This window comes from Micromonospora sp. CNZ303, assembly GCF_004345505.1.
Window position 1 is genome coordinate 1 of sequence record NZ_SLVT01000034.1, and the last position, 16905, is coordinate 16905.

Below are 16905 nucleotides of genomic sequence, written 5' to 3' on the forward strand. Positions count from 1 at the left end.
GATCTTGGCAAGAAACCGCCCCTCCAGGGGCCCTCTCGTACCAAGATCTCCACCGGTGCCTCGGTGACCTGGTGTCCGGGGCGACTCCGGTGACCCCCGGCGACCGCAGTGACCCAGTGACCCAGTGACCCGAGGACCGGCTCACCCGACTCACCTGGGTTCACTCGACTGAGCCGGATGAGCCAGGTGACCAGGTGAGCAGGTGAGCAGGTGAGCAGGTGAGGAGGCTGAGCAGATGAGCAGATGAGCAGGTGAGCCGGGGAGCAGGTGAGCCGGGAGTCGGTGACCCGTGGGCCCGGGTGTGACCGGTGTCCGGTTTCGGGGTGGCTGTCCGGGGCGGCTTGAGCCGGTGAGTCGTCAGCGGTTGGCGTGTCGGTGCCGGGTGGGTGGTTTGGGGGTGTGACCGGGGGCATCGTGGGGGGCGGAATCGTGGCCGGGGCGGGGTCGTTACACCCTGCGTACGACCGAGCAAGACCACCCCGCCGAGGTCACGCCGCCCCGACGGATGGCGGGCCCGGGGCCCCGGAATGATGGCGGGCCGGCGGTGGTTACACATGGTCCGGCCGACGCGAGGGCACCCCCCCGCCCCGCACAAACAGCCCGGCCCCCTTCGGCCCACCACGGGTTCGGACATCCGGCCGGCACGGCCGAGCTGATCTTCCCTCTGATCTTGCTCCGGCTTGATCGTCGGAGATTCTCTCCAGGTTTCCGCTGGAGATCCCCCGTGAGTTCATGAGCGCCGACGGTGCTTGCACCCGCGTGAAGCCGATCCCCCTTTCGGTGTGGGTGCCGACCCCCGAATGGAGCGTTTCTGATGAACACGATCATCCGTAAGAGCGTTCTCGGTATCGCTGGTCTCGCGTTCGCCGGTGGCGTGTTCGCCGGTCCCGCGACCGCGCACGCGGCCCCGTCGGTGGAGTCGACCCCGGTCGCGGTGACGGTGCAGGCTGACAAGCCGGCCGTGGACAAGGCCAAGCTGGTCCCGCACGGTGTGCAGGGCACCCAGTCGCACGTCGACCTGTCCGACGAGCAGGTCGCCAACGTGAAGGCCATCATCGCGGCGACGAAGAAGGCCGGTATGGACGAGCGGGCCGCGGTGGTGTCGATCGCGACGGCGTTGCAGGAGTCGAAGTTGGAGAACCTGGGTCATCTGGGTGACCGCAACGACCACGACTCGCAGGGCCTGTTCCAGCAGCGCCCCTCCAGCGGGTGGGGCACGGTCGAGCAGATCACCGACCCCGAGTACTCCACCACCGCGTTCCTCAAGGGCCTCAAGCAGGTCGACGGCTGGCAGGACATGCCCCTGACCAAGGCCGCCCAGACCGTGCAGGTCTCGGCCTACCCCGACCACTACGCCCAGTGGGAGCAGCAGGCCGCCGACCTCGTCACCGAGCACTGGAACAGCTGACACAGACTTTCCACCACAAGGGGGATCGCTGGCCGGCACCCGAACACAGGGTGCCGGCCAGCGGCACATCCACCGCCGGCCATCCGGAGAGGGCTCGACGTCAGGTTCCTGGCCGGACGGCGGCCGAAGCCACGGCGGACTGGAGCACGAGCGCCAGGAACACGTTCGGGGTTGTCGCAGGCGATGAGGACGCGCTGACGCGTCCCGGCCGGCATCTGCCACACGTGAGTCGTGGTCCTCGACGGGGTGTCGCCCCCAGGTCCCGTCAGGGCAGGAGCGGCACAGGCGGGGACGGCGGCGCGGCGCAGGCGGTGACGGCGGCGGGCAGCGTGGACAGTCGGGTCGCCGGTGCGGCGAGCGGCTCGATCCAGCCCGGGCCGGCGCCGTACACCCGGGTCGCCGGGAAGTCGCGGGCGAAGCGCACCAGGCGGTACGCGCGGCCGGTGACCGGCGTCTGCGCCCAGACCACGACGATGCGCGGACGGACCCGACGGGCGGCGCTGGCGAGCGCCGTCCACGGCAGTGCCGGCCCGAGCAGCAGGCTCCCCCGGGACCGCTCGCGCAGCGCGGCGGCCAACGCGTGCAGGCCGAGGCAGTGCGTCTCCTGCTCCGCGCCGGCCAGCAGCACGCCGCCGGTGGGCAGCGGGCGGCCCGGTACGCGCCGGAACACGTCCAGGCCGACGCGGACGCCCTCGGCGAGGGCGTGCTCGACGGCGACCTCGATGGCGGTGTGCCCGGGCAGTGCGGCCAGCATCGGCACGCAGACCTGTTCCCACAGCGCCGCCGCGCCCCACTCGTCGGCCACCTCGACGACGAGGGCGGCGATCCGGTTGGCGTCGAGGTCGTCGGCGGCCAGTGACAACTGCTTGCGCGCGGTCTCGACGGCCCCGACCGGCATGGGATCTGTCAGCACCAGACGTACCCCCGGGTAGACGTTCACTACCCGGGGGTTCGTCGGGAGGGCCGCGGCTGGATGCGCCCGGGTGCGACTACCGGCGGCGAGATGCCGCCCAGCGCGTCGCCAGGGCGGCGGCGCTGCCCCAGATGCCGCGCCGGAACACCAGGACGACGAGGACGAAGATTCCGCCGGTGACCAGGCCGATCGCCTCGAACCCGGAGAACGACAGCCAGTCCTCCAGGCGGACCAGGATGCCCGCGCCGAGCACCCCGCCCCAGAGCGTGCCGATGCCGCCGAGCACCACCACGATGACCGCCTTGCCGGAGGTGGTCCAGTGCAGCACGTCGAGGGAGACGAAGCGGTGGCCGACGGCGAACAGCCCGCCGCCGAGCCCGGCGATGAAGCCCGACAGCACGAACGCGGTCAGCTTGTAGCGGTGCACGGGGTAGCCGAGCGCGCGGGCGCGGGCCGGGTTGTCGCGGATGCCGACCAGCACCCGCCCGAAGGGCGAGTGCACGATCCGCCAGGCGGCGGCCAGCCCGAGCAGCACGATCGGCAGGATCGCGTAGTAGAAGTAGTAGTCGTCGGTCAGGTCCAGCCCGAACAGCTCGCGTGGCACGCCCTGCAGGCCGTTCTCGCCGCGGGTGACCGAGCGCCACTCGTTGGCGACGTAGTAGACCATCTGCGCGAACGCCAGGGTGACCATGGCGAAGTAGATGCCCGTCCGCTTCACCGCCAGGTAGCCGATCGGCACCGCGAGCACGGCCGCCGCGAGCGCCCCGGCCAGCACGGCCGCCGGGAACGGCAGGCCGAGGTGGATGGCCGTCAACCCGGTGACGTACGCGGAGGCGCCCCAGAAGGCCGCGTGCCCGAAGGACATCAGCCCGGTGAAGCCGAGCAGCAGGTCCACGGCGACGGCGAAGAGCGCCCAGCAGAGGATGTCCACCGCCACCGCCGGGTAGAGCCCGTTGGGCAGCCAGAACGCCACCAGCAGCCCGACGGCGAGCAGCGCGTACCGGACCCAGCCGGGGGCCCGGGTCACGGCGACCAGACCGGACCTCGGCGCCGGGCGACCGGCGTCGGTCTCGGTGTCGACGGTGCTCGTCATGCCGGTGCCTCCTCACGGCCGAACAGCCCGGCCGGGCGCCAGAGCAGCACGACGGCCATCACGATGAAGACGATCGTCTGCGACACGATCGGGAAGTCGGACAGGTACGCCTCGCCCCACGCCTGCACCAGGCCGATGCCGAAGCCGGCGGCGACGGACCCGAAGATCGAGCCCAGCCCGCCGATCACCACCACCGCGAAGACCACGATGATCAGGTCGGCGCCCATCAGCGGGTTCACGGCCCGCATCGGCGCGGCCAGCACCCCGGCCAGCCCGGCGAGGCCGATGCCGAAGCCGAAGACCGGGGTGACCCAGCGCCCCACGTCGATGCCGAACGCCCGGGTCAGCTCGGGTCGCTCGGTCGACGCCCGGACCACCATGCCGACCCGGGTGCGGGTGAGCACCCACCAGACGCCGGCGCAGACGGCGAGCGCGAAGCCGAGGATGAAGACGCGGTAGGTGGGGAAGTCGAAGAGCCCGAAGTCGACCGACCCGCTGAGCGCGGACGGGGTCTCGTACGGGCTGGACTGCACGCCGTAGCGGAGCTTCACCAGGTCCTGGAGGATGAGCGTCAGGCCGAAGGTGAGCAGGAAGTTGTAGAGCGGGTCGAGCCGGGTGAGCCGGTGGATGAAGGCCCGCTCCAGGGCCATGCCGACCAGGGCCAGCCCCACCGGCATGATCACCAACGCCGCCCAGAACGGCACGCCCGCCTCGGTGAGCAGGACGTACGCGCCGAAGGCGCCCAGCATGTAGAACGCCCCGTGGGCGAAGTTGACCACCCGCAGCATGCCGAAGATGACGGCGAGCCCGAGGGCGAGCAGGGCGTAGAACGCCCCGCTCACCAACCCGTTGAACGTGTTCTGCAAGAAGCTGGTCATGCCCTGGTCACATCTTGCAGTCCGCCGACGGGGCGCGGAACGCCTCGGCGGCGGGGATGGTCTTGAGAACCTTGACGTAGTCCCACGGCTCACTGACCTCTGACTGCGGCTTCACCTGGGCGAGGTAGGCGTCGTGGATGACCCGGTGGTCCTCGGCGCGGAACTTGCCGTTGCGCAGGAAGACGTCGTTGACCTCCTTGCCCTCCAACTCCTTGACGATCGCGTCGGCGTCGTCGGTGCCGGCGGCCTGCACGGCCTCCAGGTACTGCATCGCGGCGGAGTAGTTGGCCGCGTGCGCGAAGGACGGCCGGGTAGCGGTCTCCTTCTGGAACCGGTCGGCGAACTCGCGGTTCTTCGCGTCGAAGTTCCAGTACCAGGCGTCGGTGTAGGTGGTGCCGGCGAGCGCGGCCGGGGTGAGCGAGTGGATGTCGGTGATGAACATCAGGCCGACCGCCAGCCCGACGCCCTTGTCGCGCAGCTTGAACTCGTTGTACTGCTTGACCACGTTGACCAGCTCCGCGCCGGCCTGCATGGTGCCGAGCACCTGCGGTTTCGGGTTGAGCGTCGGCGCCTTGAGCAGGAAGGTGGAGAAGTCGCCGCTGGTGTTCGGGAACGGCGCTCCGTCCTTGCCGACGACCTGCCCGCCAGCGGCGGTGATGGCGGCGGTGAAGCTCTTCTCCATGTCCTGGCCGAAGGCGTAGTTCGGGTAGAGGATGTACCAGTTCTTGCCGACCTGCTCGGTGGTGACCTTGCCCGTTCCGTTGGCCAGCATGTAGGTGTCGTACGCGTAGTGGAACGTGTACTTGTTGCAGCTCTTGCCGGTCAGGTCGGTGGTCGCGGCGCCGATGTTGAAGTAGAGCTTCTTCTTCTCCTTCGCCACGTCGGCCACCCGCAGCGCCGCCGACGAGGTGGGCACGTCGAGGATCAGATCGACGCCCTGGCGGTCGTACATCTCCTGGGCCTTGGTGTTGGCGATGTCGGGCTTGTTCTGGTGGTCGGCGGTCTCCACGGTGATGTCCTTCGTCACCGCCCTGTCGCCGTGCCTGGCCTTGAAGTCGGCGATGGCCATCTCCACGGCCTTGACCGAGTTCTTGCCGGACAGTTCGGAGTACGCGCCGGACTGGTCGTTCAGCACGCCCAGCACGATCTTGCCGCCGGTCAGCTTCTGGTCCCCGCCCGCCTGGGGACCACCGCCGCCGCAGCCCGCGACCAGCACCACCGCCGCCGCCGAAGCGGCGGCCACACCCACCGTCCTACGCATGCCCATCCCTCCACCCCGCGCGCCGCGCGGGTCGTCGAATCGGAATTCAGATACCGAGGTACGACAGCAGCTCCCGTTCCCGCGAGCGCACCTCGGAGTTGTCCATCGCCTCCACGACGCGTCCCTCGGCCAGCAGGTAGTGCCGGTCGGCGACGCCGGTGGCGAAGTGCAGGTTCTGTTCGACCAGCAGCACGGTCACCCCGTGTCGTTTGGCCTCGCGCAGGAGGTCGCCGACCTGCTGCACGAGCAGCGGCGAGAGCCCCTCGGTCGGTTCGTCGCAGAGCAGCAGCCGGGCGCCCATCCGCAGCACCCGGGCCAGCGCGAGCATCTGCTGCTCGCCGCCGGAGAGCATGGTGGCGGCCGAGTCCCGCCGCTGGTGCAGGGCGGGGAACGCCTCGTACACGCGCTCCAGCGACCACGGGTCGGGCCCGACTCTCGGCGGCAGGATGAGGTTCTCCGTCACGCTCAGCGTGGCGTAGCTGCCCCGGTCGTCGGGGACCCAGCCGAGCCCCAACCGCGCCCGCCGGTACGCGGGCAGCCTCCCGACGTCCCGCCCGTCCAGCTCGATCCGGCCGCGCTGGCCGGCGTGCAGGCCCATCACGCAGCGCAGCAGGGTGGACTTGCCGGCGCCGTTGCGCCCGACGAGGGTGACCACCTCGCCGGCGGCGACGTCCAGGCTGACCTCCCGCAGCACCTGCGCCTCGCCGTACCAGGCGGACAGGTTCTCAATGCGCAGCATCGGCGGCTCCCAGATAGGCGGTGATCACGCGCTCGTCGGCGCGCACCTGCTCGTACGGGCCCTCGACGAGGACCTTGCCGGCCTGTAGGACGGTGACGGTGTCGGCGAGCCGCCCGACAACGCTCATGTTGTGCTCGACCAGCACCACCGTCCGGCCCCGCCGGACCCGCGCGACCAGCTCGACGGTGCGGTCGACGTCCTCCAGGCCCATCCCGGCGGTCGGCTCGTCGAGCAGCAGCACCTTCGGGTCCAGGGCGAGGGCGATGGCCAGCTCCAGCGCCCGCTTGCGCCCGTACGCCAGCGCCTCGGCGGGGGCCTCGGACAGCTCGGCCAGCCCGACCATGTCGAGCAGTTCGCCGGCCCGGTCGGTGTAGCGGCGCATCAGCTTCGCCGAGCGCCAGAACCGCCAGCCCAGCCCGCTCGGGCTCTGAAGCGCCAACTCGACGTGCTCCCGCGCGCAGAGCTGCGGGAAGAGGCTGGTGATCTGGAACGACCGGGCCACGCCGAGCCGGGCGACCCGCTCGGGGGGCAGCCCCGTCACGTCGCGGCCGGACAGCTCGATGCGCCCGCCGCTGGGCCGCAGGAAGCCGGTGAGCAGGTTGAACAGGGTGGTCTTCCCGGCGCCGTTCGGGCCGACGAGCGCGTGGACGCTGTCCGCCGCGATGTCGAGGTCGACCTCGTCGACCGCCCGGAAACCCCGGAAGTCACGGGTCAGCCCGCGGGCCGACAGGAGCGCTTGCCCGGCCATCGCCTACTCCTTCGTAGGTCCGGCGACGACCGGATCGGTGACCGGGGTCACATGGCCGTCGCGTGCTGGAAACCTACGGCGGCGTCGCGATGTCGAACTATGTCGATGGCAGCCACATTCTGGGACGCCCGACCGTGCGGGAACTCCACCCCGCCGCCCGGCCACCCCGCCCGCCGGCATCGACGGCGGTGACTGTCGAGCCACGGCCTACCACGTCATGTGGGCGCGCCACGGCCGCGCCCCACCTGCGTTTTGCCTTGACCGGTGCCCCTAGGGTGATGGCCCCCTCCTGCGAAAGGTGCCGAGCGAAATGCCCTTCGGCTTCACTGTTGCGATCATCTTCGCCGTCGGCCTGGCGATCTCCGGCCTGCTGGCGCTCGCCGCTCCGAACAGGTCGACCAAGCGGACCGCCACCCTGGCGGCGCTCGGCTGCCTCGTCGGCGCGGTCGTGTTCGTCGTCGGCTCCAGCGCCCACTCCGTGCCGATCCGCTCGGTCGGCATCGTCACCAGCTTCAACAAGCCGACGGGCAAGGTCACCGGCTCCGGCCTGAAGTGGGTCGCCCCCTGGCACAAGGTCGGCGAGTGGGACGCGGGCCGGCAGAAGTACGACCACATCGGCGGCGACCACTGCGTGCGGGTCCGCACCGGCACCCTCGCCGACGCCTGCGTCGAGGTGCTCGTCGAGTGGCAGGTCAAGCCGGAGAACGCGCCCAAGCAGTTCATGGACTACAAGGGCGACTTCGACAGCTTCCGGGGCCAGCGGGTGGGCGTGCAGCTCGACAGCGCCGTCAACGACGCCTTCGCCACCTACAACCCGCTGGAGAAGATCGACTCGGACACCGGCAGCCTGAACGTGGACCTGAAGCCCTTCGCCGAGAGCATCAAGACCAGCGCCGAGTCGCGGCTCTCCAGCGACGTCGACATCCTGTCGGTGACGATCACCCGGGTCAACCACGACGACAAGACCGAGGGCAACATCAAGGCCTTCCAGGACAAGCTCGCCCAGACCCGCAACCTGGAGCAGGACCGGAAGAACGCCGCCATCCAGAAGCAGATCACCGAGACCAACGCGAAGGTCGACAAGGTGTCGCGGTGCCTGGAGATCGCCGAACGCAACGGCAGCAACCCCGGCCTCTGCATCAACCCGGGGATCGTCACCGGCGCCAAGTGACGGTCGGCCGGCGTCGACCCCGCCCTTGGCCGCGCCCCGGCCTCAGCCGGTGAGCGCGTCCAGGGCGAGGTCGACGTCGGCCTCCGTGGAGTAGACGTGGAAGGACGCCCGCACCCGGCCGGCACGGACCGCCGCCCGGACGCCGGCCCGCTCCAGCCGCTCCGCCGCGCCCGGCACCTCCACCGCGACGATCGCGCTCTCCCCCGGCGGGCGGCCCAGCCCGGCGAGGAACCGGTTGGCCAGGGCGACGTCGTGGGCGTGCACGGCCGGCACGCCGATCTCGGCGAGCAGTTCCAGTGCGGGGGCCGTGCCGACCCAGCTGAACCACGCCGGCGAGATGTCGAACCGGCGCGCGTCGCCGGCCAGGCGCAGCGGCAGGCCGTAGTAGGAGGCGTGCGGGTCGTCCCCCGCGTACCAGCCGGCGGCGTCGGGGCGCAGCCGCTCCCGCAGCGCGGGCGCCAGGTAGGCGAACGCGGAGCCGCGCGGGGCCATCAGCCACTTGTACGCGCCGACCGCGACCACGTCGGCGAGGCTCGCGTCGAACGGCAGCCAGCCGCACGCCTGGGTGGCGTCGACCGCGACGAGGGCGCCGTACGCCCGGGCCGCCGCGACGATCTCGGCGTACGGGGCGACCGCGCCGTCGGCCGACTGCACCAGACTGAACGCCACCAGGTCGGTGTCGGCGTCGATCGCGTCGACGAGCCCGGCCAGCGGCACGGTGCGTACCCGCACGCCCCGCTCGACCTGCACCAGCCACGGGAAGAGGTTGGAGGTGAACTCGACCTCCGGCACCACGACGGTCGCGCCGGCGGGCAGGGCGGCGGCGACCGGGGCCAGCAGCTGCGAGACCGTGCTGCCGACCGTGACGTCGGCGACCGGCACCCCGACCAGGCCGGCGAAGGCGGCGCGCGACCGCTCGGTGGCCTGCCCCCAGCCCTCCCACGACGTGCGCCCGGCCCGCCAGTCGGTCAACGCCTCCTGCACCGCGTCCCACACCGGATCGGGCGGGAGCCCGTAGCTGGCGGTGTTCAGCCAACCCGGCTGCGACTGCCACAACTTCTGCGCCTGTGCGATCTCCACAACGCCGACGCTAGCCACTCGCGCCGCGTACCGGGACGGCCAATCCGGCGCTCGCGGCCCCGGGTGCTGGTTCAGGTCGCCGCGCGCAGGGCGTGCAGACCTCGTCGCACCTCGTCGAGCCCCCGGTCGAGGTCCCAGGTGGCAATCTCGTGCAGCGGGTGGCGCTCGCGCAGGAGCCGGACCAGTTCCAGGCCGACCAGGTAGCCGCAGCGGCGCGGCAGGTCGCCCCGGTGGTCGCTGTCGCGCATGAGGAACCAGGCGGCGTACCGGTCGAGGTCGGTGGCGTCCACGTCGGCGGCGATCCGGTGCAGGATCTCCGGCCAGCGGCGCCGGCAGTCGGCGAGCCACCGCCGGTGGGTGGCGCCCATCCAGAGGTGTTCGTCGTCCGGTCGTCGCGGGTCCAGCTCGGCCGTCACCTGGGTGGCCAGCCCCTCGGTGAGCAGCGCGTGGGCGACCCCGCGCTCCGGCCAGTCCCGGATGCGGGCCAGCCGGTCGTGCACCACGTGCGCCACCTCGTGCCGGACCAGCAGCTCGTCGTGCTCCGGCTCGCCGAGCCGCTCGACGGCGAGAAACAGGGCGAAGCGGCCCCGGAACTCGTCGGCCCAGCCGTTGGCCTGTTCCAGCCCGACCAGCAGGACGCAGTCGAGCGGTTCCCCGTCGCCCGGCCAGCCCATCGCCCGGCCCACCCCGGCGACCGTGGCGGGCAGCAGCGCGGCCAGCCGCTCCGCGCGCGCGGCGAACACCGCCTCATGCCCGTGCAGCCGCTCCAGGACGGCTTCGAGGTCGTCCACGCCGGACCAGTCGCCCCGGCGGTCCAGCGCCGCGTACAGGTCGCGGTGGGGCGCCAGGTAGTGCGTCCGCCACAGCTGCGCCCACCGCTGCCGGGGGACGTGCGCGGCGCGGCTCGCGTACGCCAGGAAGTCCGGCACCAGGTCGCGGACCCGCAGCGGGCTCGCGGCGGCCTCCCCGGCGGGCACGGTCATGCCCGCGATCATGCCGCATCCGCCGCGGGCCCGCTCGATCGTCAGTCGAGGCGGTCGGCGCGGTGAAGCAGGTACCGCCGCTCGACCTGGTTCGCCGTCAGGGTGGCCGCCTCGCGGTACCGCGTCGCCGCGCCTCGCGCGTCGCCGGTCATCTCGAGCAGGTGGGCGCGCACCGCGCGTTCCCGTTGCCGGGTCAGCGGTTCCCGGTCGAGCCCGAAGCGCCGGTTGAGGTCGTCGAGCAGGGCCAGCCCCCGGGCCGGCCCGTACGCCCGGGCCACCGCGACCACCCGGCTCAGCCGTACCGGCGCGGTGGGGTGCAGTCGTTCGAGCCACAGGTAGAGCGCCGCGATCTGCGGCCAGTCGGTGTTCTCCGGCGACCCGGCGTCGGCGTGCACGGCCGCGATCGCCGCCTGCAACTGGTAGGGGCCCACCTCGCGCCGGTGCCAGACGCTGTCGATCAGCGCGGTGCCCTCCCGGATGAGGTCGGGGTTCCACCGGGTCCGGTCCTGCTCGTCCAGCGGCACCAGCTCGTCGTCGCGGCCGGTGCGGGCGGCACGCCGCGACTCGGTGAGCAGCATCAGCGCGAGCAGGCCGGCGACCTCGGCGTCGTCAGGCAGGCTGGCGTGGAGCATCCGGGCCAGCCGGATCGCCTCGCGGGTCAGGTCCACGCGGGCGAGTTCGGCCCCGGCGGAGGCCGTGTAGCCCTCGTTGAAGATCAGGTAGAGGACCCGCGTCACCGCGGTCACCCGGTCGTGCCGGTCGGCGTCGGTCGGCGGGATGAAGCGGGCGCCGGCACGGGCCAGTTGCTGTTTGGCGCGGCTGATCCGGGTACCCATGGTGCCCTCGGTGGTCCCGTGGGCGTGCGCGATCTCGGCGGTCGTCAGACCCCCCACCGCGCGCAGCGTGAGCGCCACCTGGGAGCTGCTGCTCAGCGCCGGATGGCAGCAGAGCAGCAGCAGGGTGAGGCTGTCGTCGGTCTCCGGCGGAGGGGAGGCCAGCCGGGCGGGTTCCCGCATGGCCAGTTCGGCTGTTCCGGCTTCCCGCTCGCGTCGGCGCCGGGCCCCCTCGGAGCGGAGCAGGTCGACCATCCGCCGGTAGCCGATCCGGATCAGCCAGCTACGCGGGTTCTCCGGCACGCCGTCGACCGGCCACGCCCGGCTCGCGGCGAGCAGTGCCTCCTGCACCGCGTCCTCGGCGACGTCGAAGTGCCCGAAGCGCCGCACCAGCGCGCCGAGCACCTGCGGCGCCTCAGAACGCAGCAGGTGCTCGACGTCCGTGGGCACGCCGGCGTCCCCCTTCGTACCCGCGCCCGGGCCTGCGCCCGCAACGGGTGCGGGCCGGCGCGGAGGGGTCATGCCGTGAAGTCCTCGCCCATGATCGGCCGGATCTCGATGGGCTCACCCAGCGCCTCGACGATCCGCGAGGCGATCTCGACGGCCCGTTCCCGACTTGCCACGTCGATGACGGCGAAGCTGGCCAGGACCTCCTTCAGCTCGGCGAACGGCCCGTCGGTGGCGATCACACCGGCCGGGGTCGGGCGGACGGTGGCGCTGACCACGGGGTGGCCGAGGCCCTCGCTGCCGACGAGCTCGCCGGTCTCGGTCAGCTCCCGCTCGAACCTCTGGTACGCGGCGAACGCGGCCATCGCCTCCTCGGACGGGACATCGGCGGTCGCGCCGTCCCAGGCGGCGGCCGGCGTGTAACTGAGCAGCAGGTACTTCACGGGTTCTCTTCCTGGTCGGGCCTGGATCGACGGTACGTGGGGTCAGGCGGGACGGCGCAGGGACAGGGCGAGGACTGTCGTCCAGGTGAAGGCGACGAGTCCGTTCACGGCGATCTGGATGCTCATCCGGTCCGGCGACACGGGCAGCAGCAGGACGAGCGCGGCGAGGCTGCTCAGCACGGCCGGCAGCACGGCCCGGCGGCGCCCGCACCGCACGGCCAGCACGATGGCGGCGACGGCCAGCGCGGTGAAGGCGACGGTGGCCGAGGCCGAGTGCGCGACGCTGTGCCAGGACATCCGGTCGACCGGACCGTCGGGGGTGCCGGCCGGGAAGCCGTTCTCCGGATCCATGGTGAACAGGCCTGCGGCGACCAGGCCGACGCCGAAGGTCCCGACGAGGATCGGCAGCGCGCGCCGGCCGACCCCCTCGGTGAGGGCGCGGCTGATCCCGGCGGCCAGCGCCAGCCCGCCGAGGCCGGCGAGGACGAACGTCGTGATCTGGATCCAGCCGAGGCTGCCGGTGGCGAGCTGGCTGATCGGGTGCCGGGTGATGTCGAAGCCCTCCCGGGTCAGCATCTGGACGACGGCCGAGGCGAAGAAGACCGGTCCGGCGAGGGCACCGGCCAGCAGCAGGTGGTCGGAAGAGCGGCGGACGGCGGGGACGGCGAGGGTGGCCACGGGTTCCTCCTTGGTGGGTTCCTGCCGCTACCTCGTGGCCGGCCCAGGGATCTCGACACGGCCATGCGGTGATCGGGGTCACATCAGGCGCGTGTCGAGATCTTCCGGCCGCCTCCGAGGTACCGGCAACGACCCAGCAAGGAGGACGACATGTCTGAAACCCCTGAGCCGAGCGCCGACCTGACGGCCCTGGACCGCCTGGTCGGCACCTGGACGGTCACCGGCGGGGCCGAGGGAACCGTGACGTACGAATGGATGGAGGGCCGGTTCTTCCTGCTCCAGCGCGTCGCGCTCACCCAGTTCGGCCAGCCCGTCACCGGCCTGGAGGTGATCGGCAACCTGCGCCCGTTCGGCGAGCCGGTGGGCGCGGACGTGGTGTCGCGGTTCTACGACTCGACCGGCAACACCCTCGACTACGTCTACGAGCTGGCCGGCGACAAGCTGACGATCTGGGGCGGCGCGAAGGGCAGCCCGGCGTACTACGAGGGCACGTTCAGCGCCGACGGCACCACGGTCACCGGCGAGTGGGTCTACCCCGGTGGGGGCGGCTACCCCTCGACCATGACCAGGATCTGACCTCGACCCACCCCGCCGGCCAGGCTGGCCGGCGGGGTGGCGGCGTCAGCTGACGTTGGCGGGGCCGAGGACGCTCTTCAGGTCGCCCATCAGCGCGGTGGTGGCCGCCACCCGGAACGGCCCCAGCCGCAGGGTGGTGGTCCGGCCGCCGTTGAGCAGCTTGACGTGCACCTCGGTGTCGCCCGGATGCAGCACCAGGGTCTCCTTGAGCCGCTCCACCAGCGGCGGGGTGCACCGGTGCACCGGGATGGTCAGCGTGACCGGCTTGCTCCCCGGGGTGCTGCTGACGTCCGGCATGGACATGTCCATCGCCATGATGCGCGGGGTGTCGTCGCGCCGGTCCACCCGCCCCTTGACCACCACGATGGCGTCCTCGGCGATGTACTGCCCGATCACCTCGTAGGTGTTGGGGAAGAAGAGGGTCTCCACGCCGCCGGCGAGGTCCTCCAGGGTGGCCGACGCCCAGGCCCGGCCCTGCTTGGTGACGCGCCGCTGCACCCCGGAGAGGATGCCGGCGAGGGTCACCACGGCCCCGTCCGGAACGGTGCCCTCCTCCGACAGGGAGGCGATGGTGCAGTCCGCCGCCGCGCCGAGGACGTGCTCCAGGCCGAAGAGCGGGTGGTCGGAGACGTAGAGGCCGAGCATCTCGCGTTCGAAGGCGAGCTTGTCGCGCTTGTCCCACTCCCCGTCGCCGATGACCGGCATCACCGTGGTGCTGTTGGTCTCCGCGTCGCCGAAGCCGGCCCCGAAGAGGTCGTACTGGCCGACAGCCTCCTTGCGCTTGACGTCGGCGTACGCGTCGATCGCCTCCGCGTGCACCGTGAGCAGCGCCTTGCGGGAGTGTCCGAGCGAGTCGAACGCCCCGGCCTTGATCAGCGATTCGATGGTCTTCTTGTTGCAGACCACGGCGTCGACCTTCGACAGGAAGTCGTAGAAGTCGGCGTACTCGCCCTTCTCCTCCCGGCAGCGCATGATCGCGGCGACCACGTTGGCGCCGACGTTGCGCACCGCGCCGAGGCCGAACCGGATCTCCTTGCCGACGGGGGTGAACGGCCCGGCGGAGGTGTTCACGTCCGGCGGCAGCACCTGGATGCGCATCCGGCGGCACTCCGACAGGTAGAGCGCCATCTTGTCCTTGTCGTCACCGACGGACGTGAGCAGCGCCGCCATGTACTCGGCCGGGTAGTGCGCCTTCAGGTACGCCGTCCAGTACGACACCAGCCCGTACGCCGCCGAGTGCGCCTTGTTGAAGGCGTAGCCGGCGAACGGGACCAGCACGTCCCAGACCTTCTGGATCGCCTCGTCCGAGTAGCCCCGCTCCCGGCAGCCGTCCCGGAAGGGGATGAACTCCTTGTCGAGGATCTCCTTCTTCTTCTTGCCCATCGCGCGGCGCAGCAGGTCGGCCTGGCCGAGGGTGTAGCCGGCGAGGATCTGCGCGGCGCGCTGCACCTGCTCCTGGTAGACGATCAGGCCGTAGGTGGGCGCGAGGATCTCGCGCAGCGGCTCCTCCAGCTCCGGGTGGATCGGAGTGATCTCCTGGAGGTTGTTCTTGCGCAGCGCGTAGTTGGTGTGCGAATCGACGCCCATCGGGCCGGGCCGGTAGAGCGCCAGGACGGCGGAGATGTCCTCGAAGTTGTCCGGCTTCATCATCCGCAGCAGGGAGCGCATCGGCCCGCCGTCGAGCTGGAACACGCCCAGGGTGTCGCCCCGGGCCAGCAGCTCGTACGCGGCCCTGTCGTCCAGCGGCAACGCCAGCAGGTCCAGCTCCTTGCCGTGGTTGAGCTGGATGTTCTTCACCGCGTCGTCGATGATCGTCAGGTTGCGCAGGCCGAGGAAGTCCATCTTCAACAGCCCGAGCGACTCGCACGTCGGGTAGTCGAACTGGGTGATGATGACCCCGTCGGAGTCCCGGCGCATCAGCGGGATGTGGTCGATGATCGGCTCGGCGGACATGATGACGCCGGCGGCGTGCACGCCCGTCTGGCGGATCAGCCCCTCGATGCCCCGGGCGGTGTCGATGACCTTCTTGACGTCCTGTTCGGCCTCGTACATGCCCCGGATCTCGCCGGCCTCGGCGTAGCGGGGGTGCTTGGGGTCGAAGATGCCCTCCAGGGGGATGTCCTTGCCCATCACCGCCGGGGGCATCGCCTTGGTGATCCGGTCGCCCACCGCGTACGGGTAGCCGAGCACCCGGGCCGAGTCCTTGATCGCGGCCTTGGCCTTGATGGTGCCGAAGGTGGCGATCTGGGCGACCTTGTCCTCGCCCCACTTGTCGGTGACGTACTTGATGACCTCACCGCGCCGGCGCTCGTCGAAGTCGATGTCGACATCCGGCATGGAGACGCGCTCGGGGTTGAGGAAGCGCTCGAAGATCAGGCCGTGCGGGATCGGGTCGAGGTCGGTGATGCCCAGCGCGTAAGCGACCAGCGAGCCGGCGGCCGAGCCACGGCCGGGGCCCACGGCGATGCCCTGGTTCTTGGCCCACTGGATGAAGTCGGCGACCACGAGGAAGTACGACGGGAAGCCCATCTGGATGATGACGCCCAGCTCGTACTCGGCCTGCCTGACGTGCCCCTCGGGGATGCCGCCGGGGTAGCGCCGTTCCAGCCCGGCGAAGGTCTCCTTGCGGAACCAGGACTCCTCGGTCTCCCCTTCCGGGACCGGGAAGCGCGGCATCAGGTTGTGGAACTCGAACATCCCCGCGGGGTCGACCTTCTCGGCCACCAGCAGGGTGTTGCGGCAGCCCTCCAGCCAGAAATCGGAGTTGTCGACGGCGCGCATCTCGTCGGCGGACTTGATGTAGTAGCCGCTGCCGTCGAACCGGAACCGGTTCGGGTCGGCGACGTTCGCCGCCGTCTGCACGCAGAGCAGCACGTCGTGCGCCTCGGCCTGCGACTCGTGGGTGTAGTGCGAGTCGTTCGTGACCACCGGCGGGATGTCCAGCTTGCGGGAGATGTCGTGCAGCTCCTGGCGGACCCGGCTCTCGATGCTGATGCCGTGGTCCATGACCTCCAGGAAGTAGTTCTCCTTGCCGAAGATCTCCTGGTACCGCGCGGCGGCCTTGAGCGCCTCGTCGTACTGGCCCAGGCGCAGCCGGGTCTGCACCTCGCCGGAGGGGCAGCCGGTGGTGGCCATCAACCCGTCGGAGTTCGCGGCGAGCAGCTCCGCGTCCATCCGCGGCCACTTGACGAAGAACCCCTCCGTGTACGACCGGCTGGTGAGCTTGAAGAGGTTGTGCAGGCCGGTCTTGTTCTTCGCCCAGATGGTCATGTGGGTGTAGCCGCCGCTGCCGGAGACGTCGTCGCTCTTCTGCTCCGGCCGGCCCCACTTCACCCGCTGCTTGTGGAACCGCGACTCCGGCGCCACGTACGCCTCGATGCCGAGGATCGGGGTGACGCCGGCGGCCATCGCCTGCTTGTAGAAGTCGTTCGCGCCGTGCATGTTGCCGTGGTCGGTCATCGCCACCGCCGGCATGCCCTGCCGCTTGACCTCGGCGAAGAGGTCCTTCAGCCGGGCCGCCCCGTCGAGCATCGAGTACTCCGTGTGCACGTGCAGATGCGCGAACGAATCGCCCATGCGTGGCGCCCCCCGGGTCGGATCTTGGGTTGGTCGAGCTCGGACGGCCTACCCTATCGCCGCCGGGAAACGCGGCTC

15 protein-coding genes are annotated in these 16905 nt (G+C 71.2%); 3 read left to right on the top strand and 12 right to left on the bottom strand.

Annotated features, from left to right (window positions below):
* Positions 1–814 precede the first annotated feature (814 nt).
* A complete protein-coding gene (locus EV374_RS31310) occupies positions 815–1408 on the top strand; it encodes a hypothetical protein (RefSeq protein WP_132240775.1) in 594 nt (197 codons plus the stop codon).
* Between the two features lie 265 nt (positions 1409–1673).
* Here the strand turns inward: EV374_RS31310 and EV374_RS31315 are convergent, their stop codons facing one another.
* The 6 genes from EV374_RS31315 to EV374_RS31340 all read right to left on the bottom strand — a co-directional run bounded on the left by EV374_RS31315 (position 1674) and on the right by EV374_RS31340 (position 7040).
* Positions 1674–2321, bottom strand: coding sequence for a transcriptional regulator (locus EV374_RS31315; protein ID WP_486486064.1), 648 nt, complete (start codon positions 2319–2321; stop codon positions 1674–1676).
* Between the two features lie 76 nt (positions 2322–2397).
* On the bottom strand, positions 2398–3414 hold the full coding sequence (locus EV374_RS31320; protein WP_121395353.1) for a branched-chain amino acid ABC transporter permease: 1017 nt from the start codon (positions 3412–3414) through the stop codon (positions 2398–2400).
* A complete protein-coding gene (locus tag EV374_RS31325; RefSeq protein ID WP_132240776.1) occupies positions 3411–4292 on the bottom strand; it encodes a branched-chain amino acid ABC transporter permease in 882 nt (293 codons plus the stop codon). Before EV374_RS31325 ends, EV374_RS31320 begins: the two co-directional genes overlap by 4 nt.
* A gap of 7 nt (positions 4293–4299) precedes the next feature.
* Positions 4300–5559 carry an ABC transporter substrate-binding protein gene (locus EV374_RS31330; protein ID WP_132240777.1) on the bottom strand — a complete coding sequence of 420 codons (1260 nt, stop codon included), beginning with the start codon at positions 5557–5559 and terminating at the stop codon, positions 4300–4302.
* A 40-nt stretch (positions 5560–5599) separates the two neighbouring features.
* Positions 5600–6292 carry a branched-chain amino acid ABC transporter ATP-binding protein gene (locus EV374_RS31335; protein ID WP_132240778.1) on the bottom strand — a complete coding sequence of 231 codons (693 nt, stop codon included), beginning with the start codon at positions 6290–6292 and terminating at the stop codon, positions 5600–5602.
* A complete protein-coding gene (locus EV374_RS31340) occupies positions 6279–7040 on the bottom strand; it encodes an ABC transporter ATP-binding protein (RefSeq protein ID WP_132240779.1) in 762 nt (253 codons plus the stop codon). Before EV374_RS31340 ends, EV374_RS31335 begins: the two co-directional genes overlap by 14 nt.
* 310 nt (positions 7041–7350) lie before the next feature.
* Here EV374_RS31340 and EV374_RS31345 point away from each other — a divergent pair, with 310 nt between their 5' ends.
* Positions 7351–8211, top strand: coding sequence for an SPFH domain-containing protein (locus EV374_RS31345; protein ID WP_132240780.1), 861 nt, complete (start codon positions 7351–7353; stop codon positions 8209–8211).
* A 42-nt stretch (positions 8212–8253) separates the two neighbouring features.
* Here EV374_RS31345 and EV374_RS31350 read toward each other — a convergent pair whose 3' ends face one another.
* From EV374_RS31350 to EV374_RS31370, 5 genes are all read right to left on the bottom strand, one after another.
* Entirely contained in the window at positions 8254–9291 is a 1038-nt protein-coding gene (locus EV374_RS31350) for an aminotransferase class V-fold PLP-dependent enzyme (protein WP_132240781.1), read from the bottom strand.
* 71 nt (positions 9292–9362) lie between these two features.
* Entirely contained in the window at positions 9363–10274 is a 912-nt protein-coding gene (locus tag EV374_RS31355) for a DUF2268 domain-containing putative Zn-dependent protease (protein WP_132240782.1), read from the bottom strand.
* A gap of 41 nt (positions 10275–10315) precedes the next feature.
* Entirely contained in the window at positions 10316–11557 is a 1242-nt protein-coding gene (locus EV374_RS31360) for an RNA polymerase sigma factor (RefSeq protein WP_486486065.1), read from the bottom strand.
* A 68-nt stretch (positions 11558–11625) separates the two neighbouring features.
* Positions 11626–11997, bottom strand: coding sequence for a YciI family protein (locus EV374_RS31365; protein ID WP_132240784.1), 372 nt, complete (start codon positions 11995–11997; stop codon positions 11626–11628).
* 42 nt (positions 11998–12039) lie between these two features.
* Complete coding sequence (locus tag EV374_RS31370) at positions 12040–12675, bottom strand: DUF998 domain-containing protein (protein ID WP_132240785.1); 636 nt, start codon at positions 12673–12675, stop codon at positions 12040–12042.
* A gap of 150 nt (positions 12676–12825) precedes the next feature.
* On the opposite strand from EV374_RS31370, the gene EV374_RS31375 reads away from it, so the two are divergent.
* A complete protein-coding gene (locus EV374_RS31375; RefSeq protein ID WP_132240786.1) occupies positions 12826–13251 on the top strand; it encodes a hypothetical protein in 426 nt (141 codons plus the stop codon).
* A 45-nt stretch (positions 13252–13296) separates the two neighbouring features.
* On the opposite strand, the gene dnaE is transcribed toward EV374_RS31375, so the two are convergent.
* Positions 13297–16827, bottom strand: coding sequence for a DNA polymerase III subunit alpha (gene dnaE / locus EV374_RS31380; RefSeq protein ID WP_132240787.1), 3531 nt, complete (start codon positions 16825–16827; stop codon positions 13297–13299).
* Between the last annotated feature and the right edge of the window lie 78 nt (positions 16828–16905).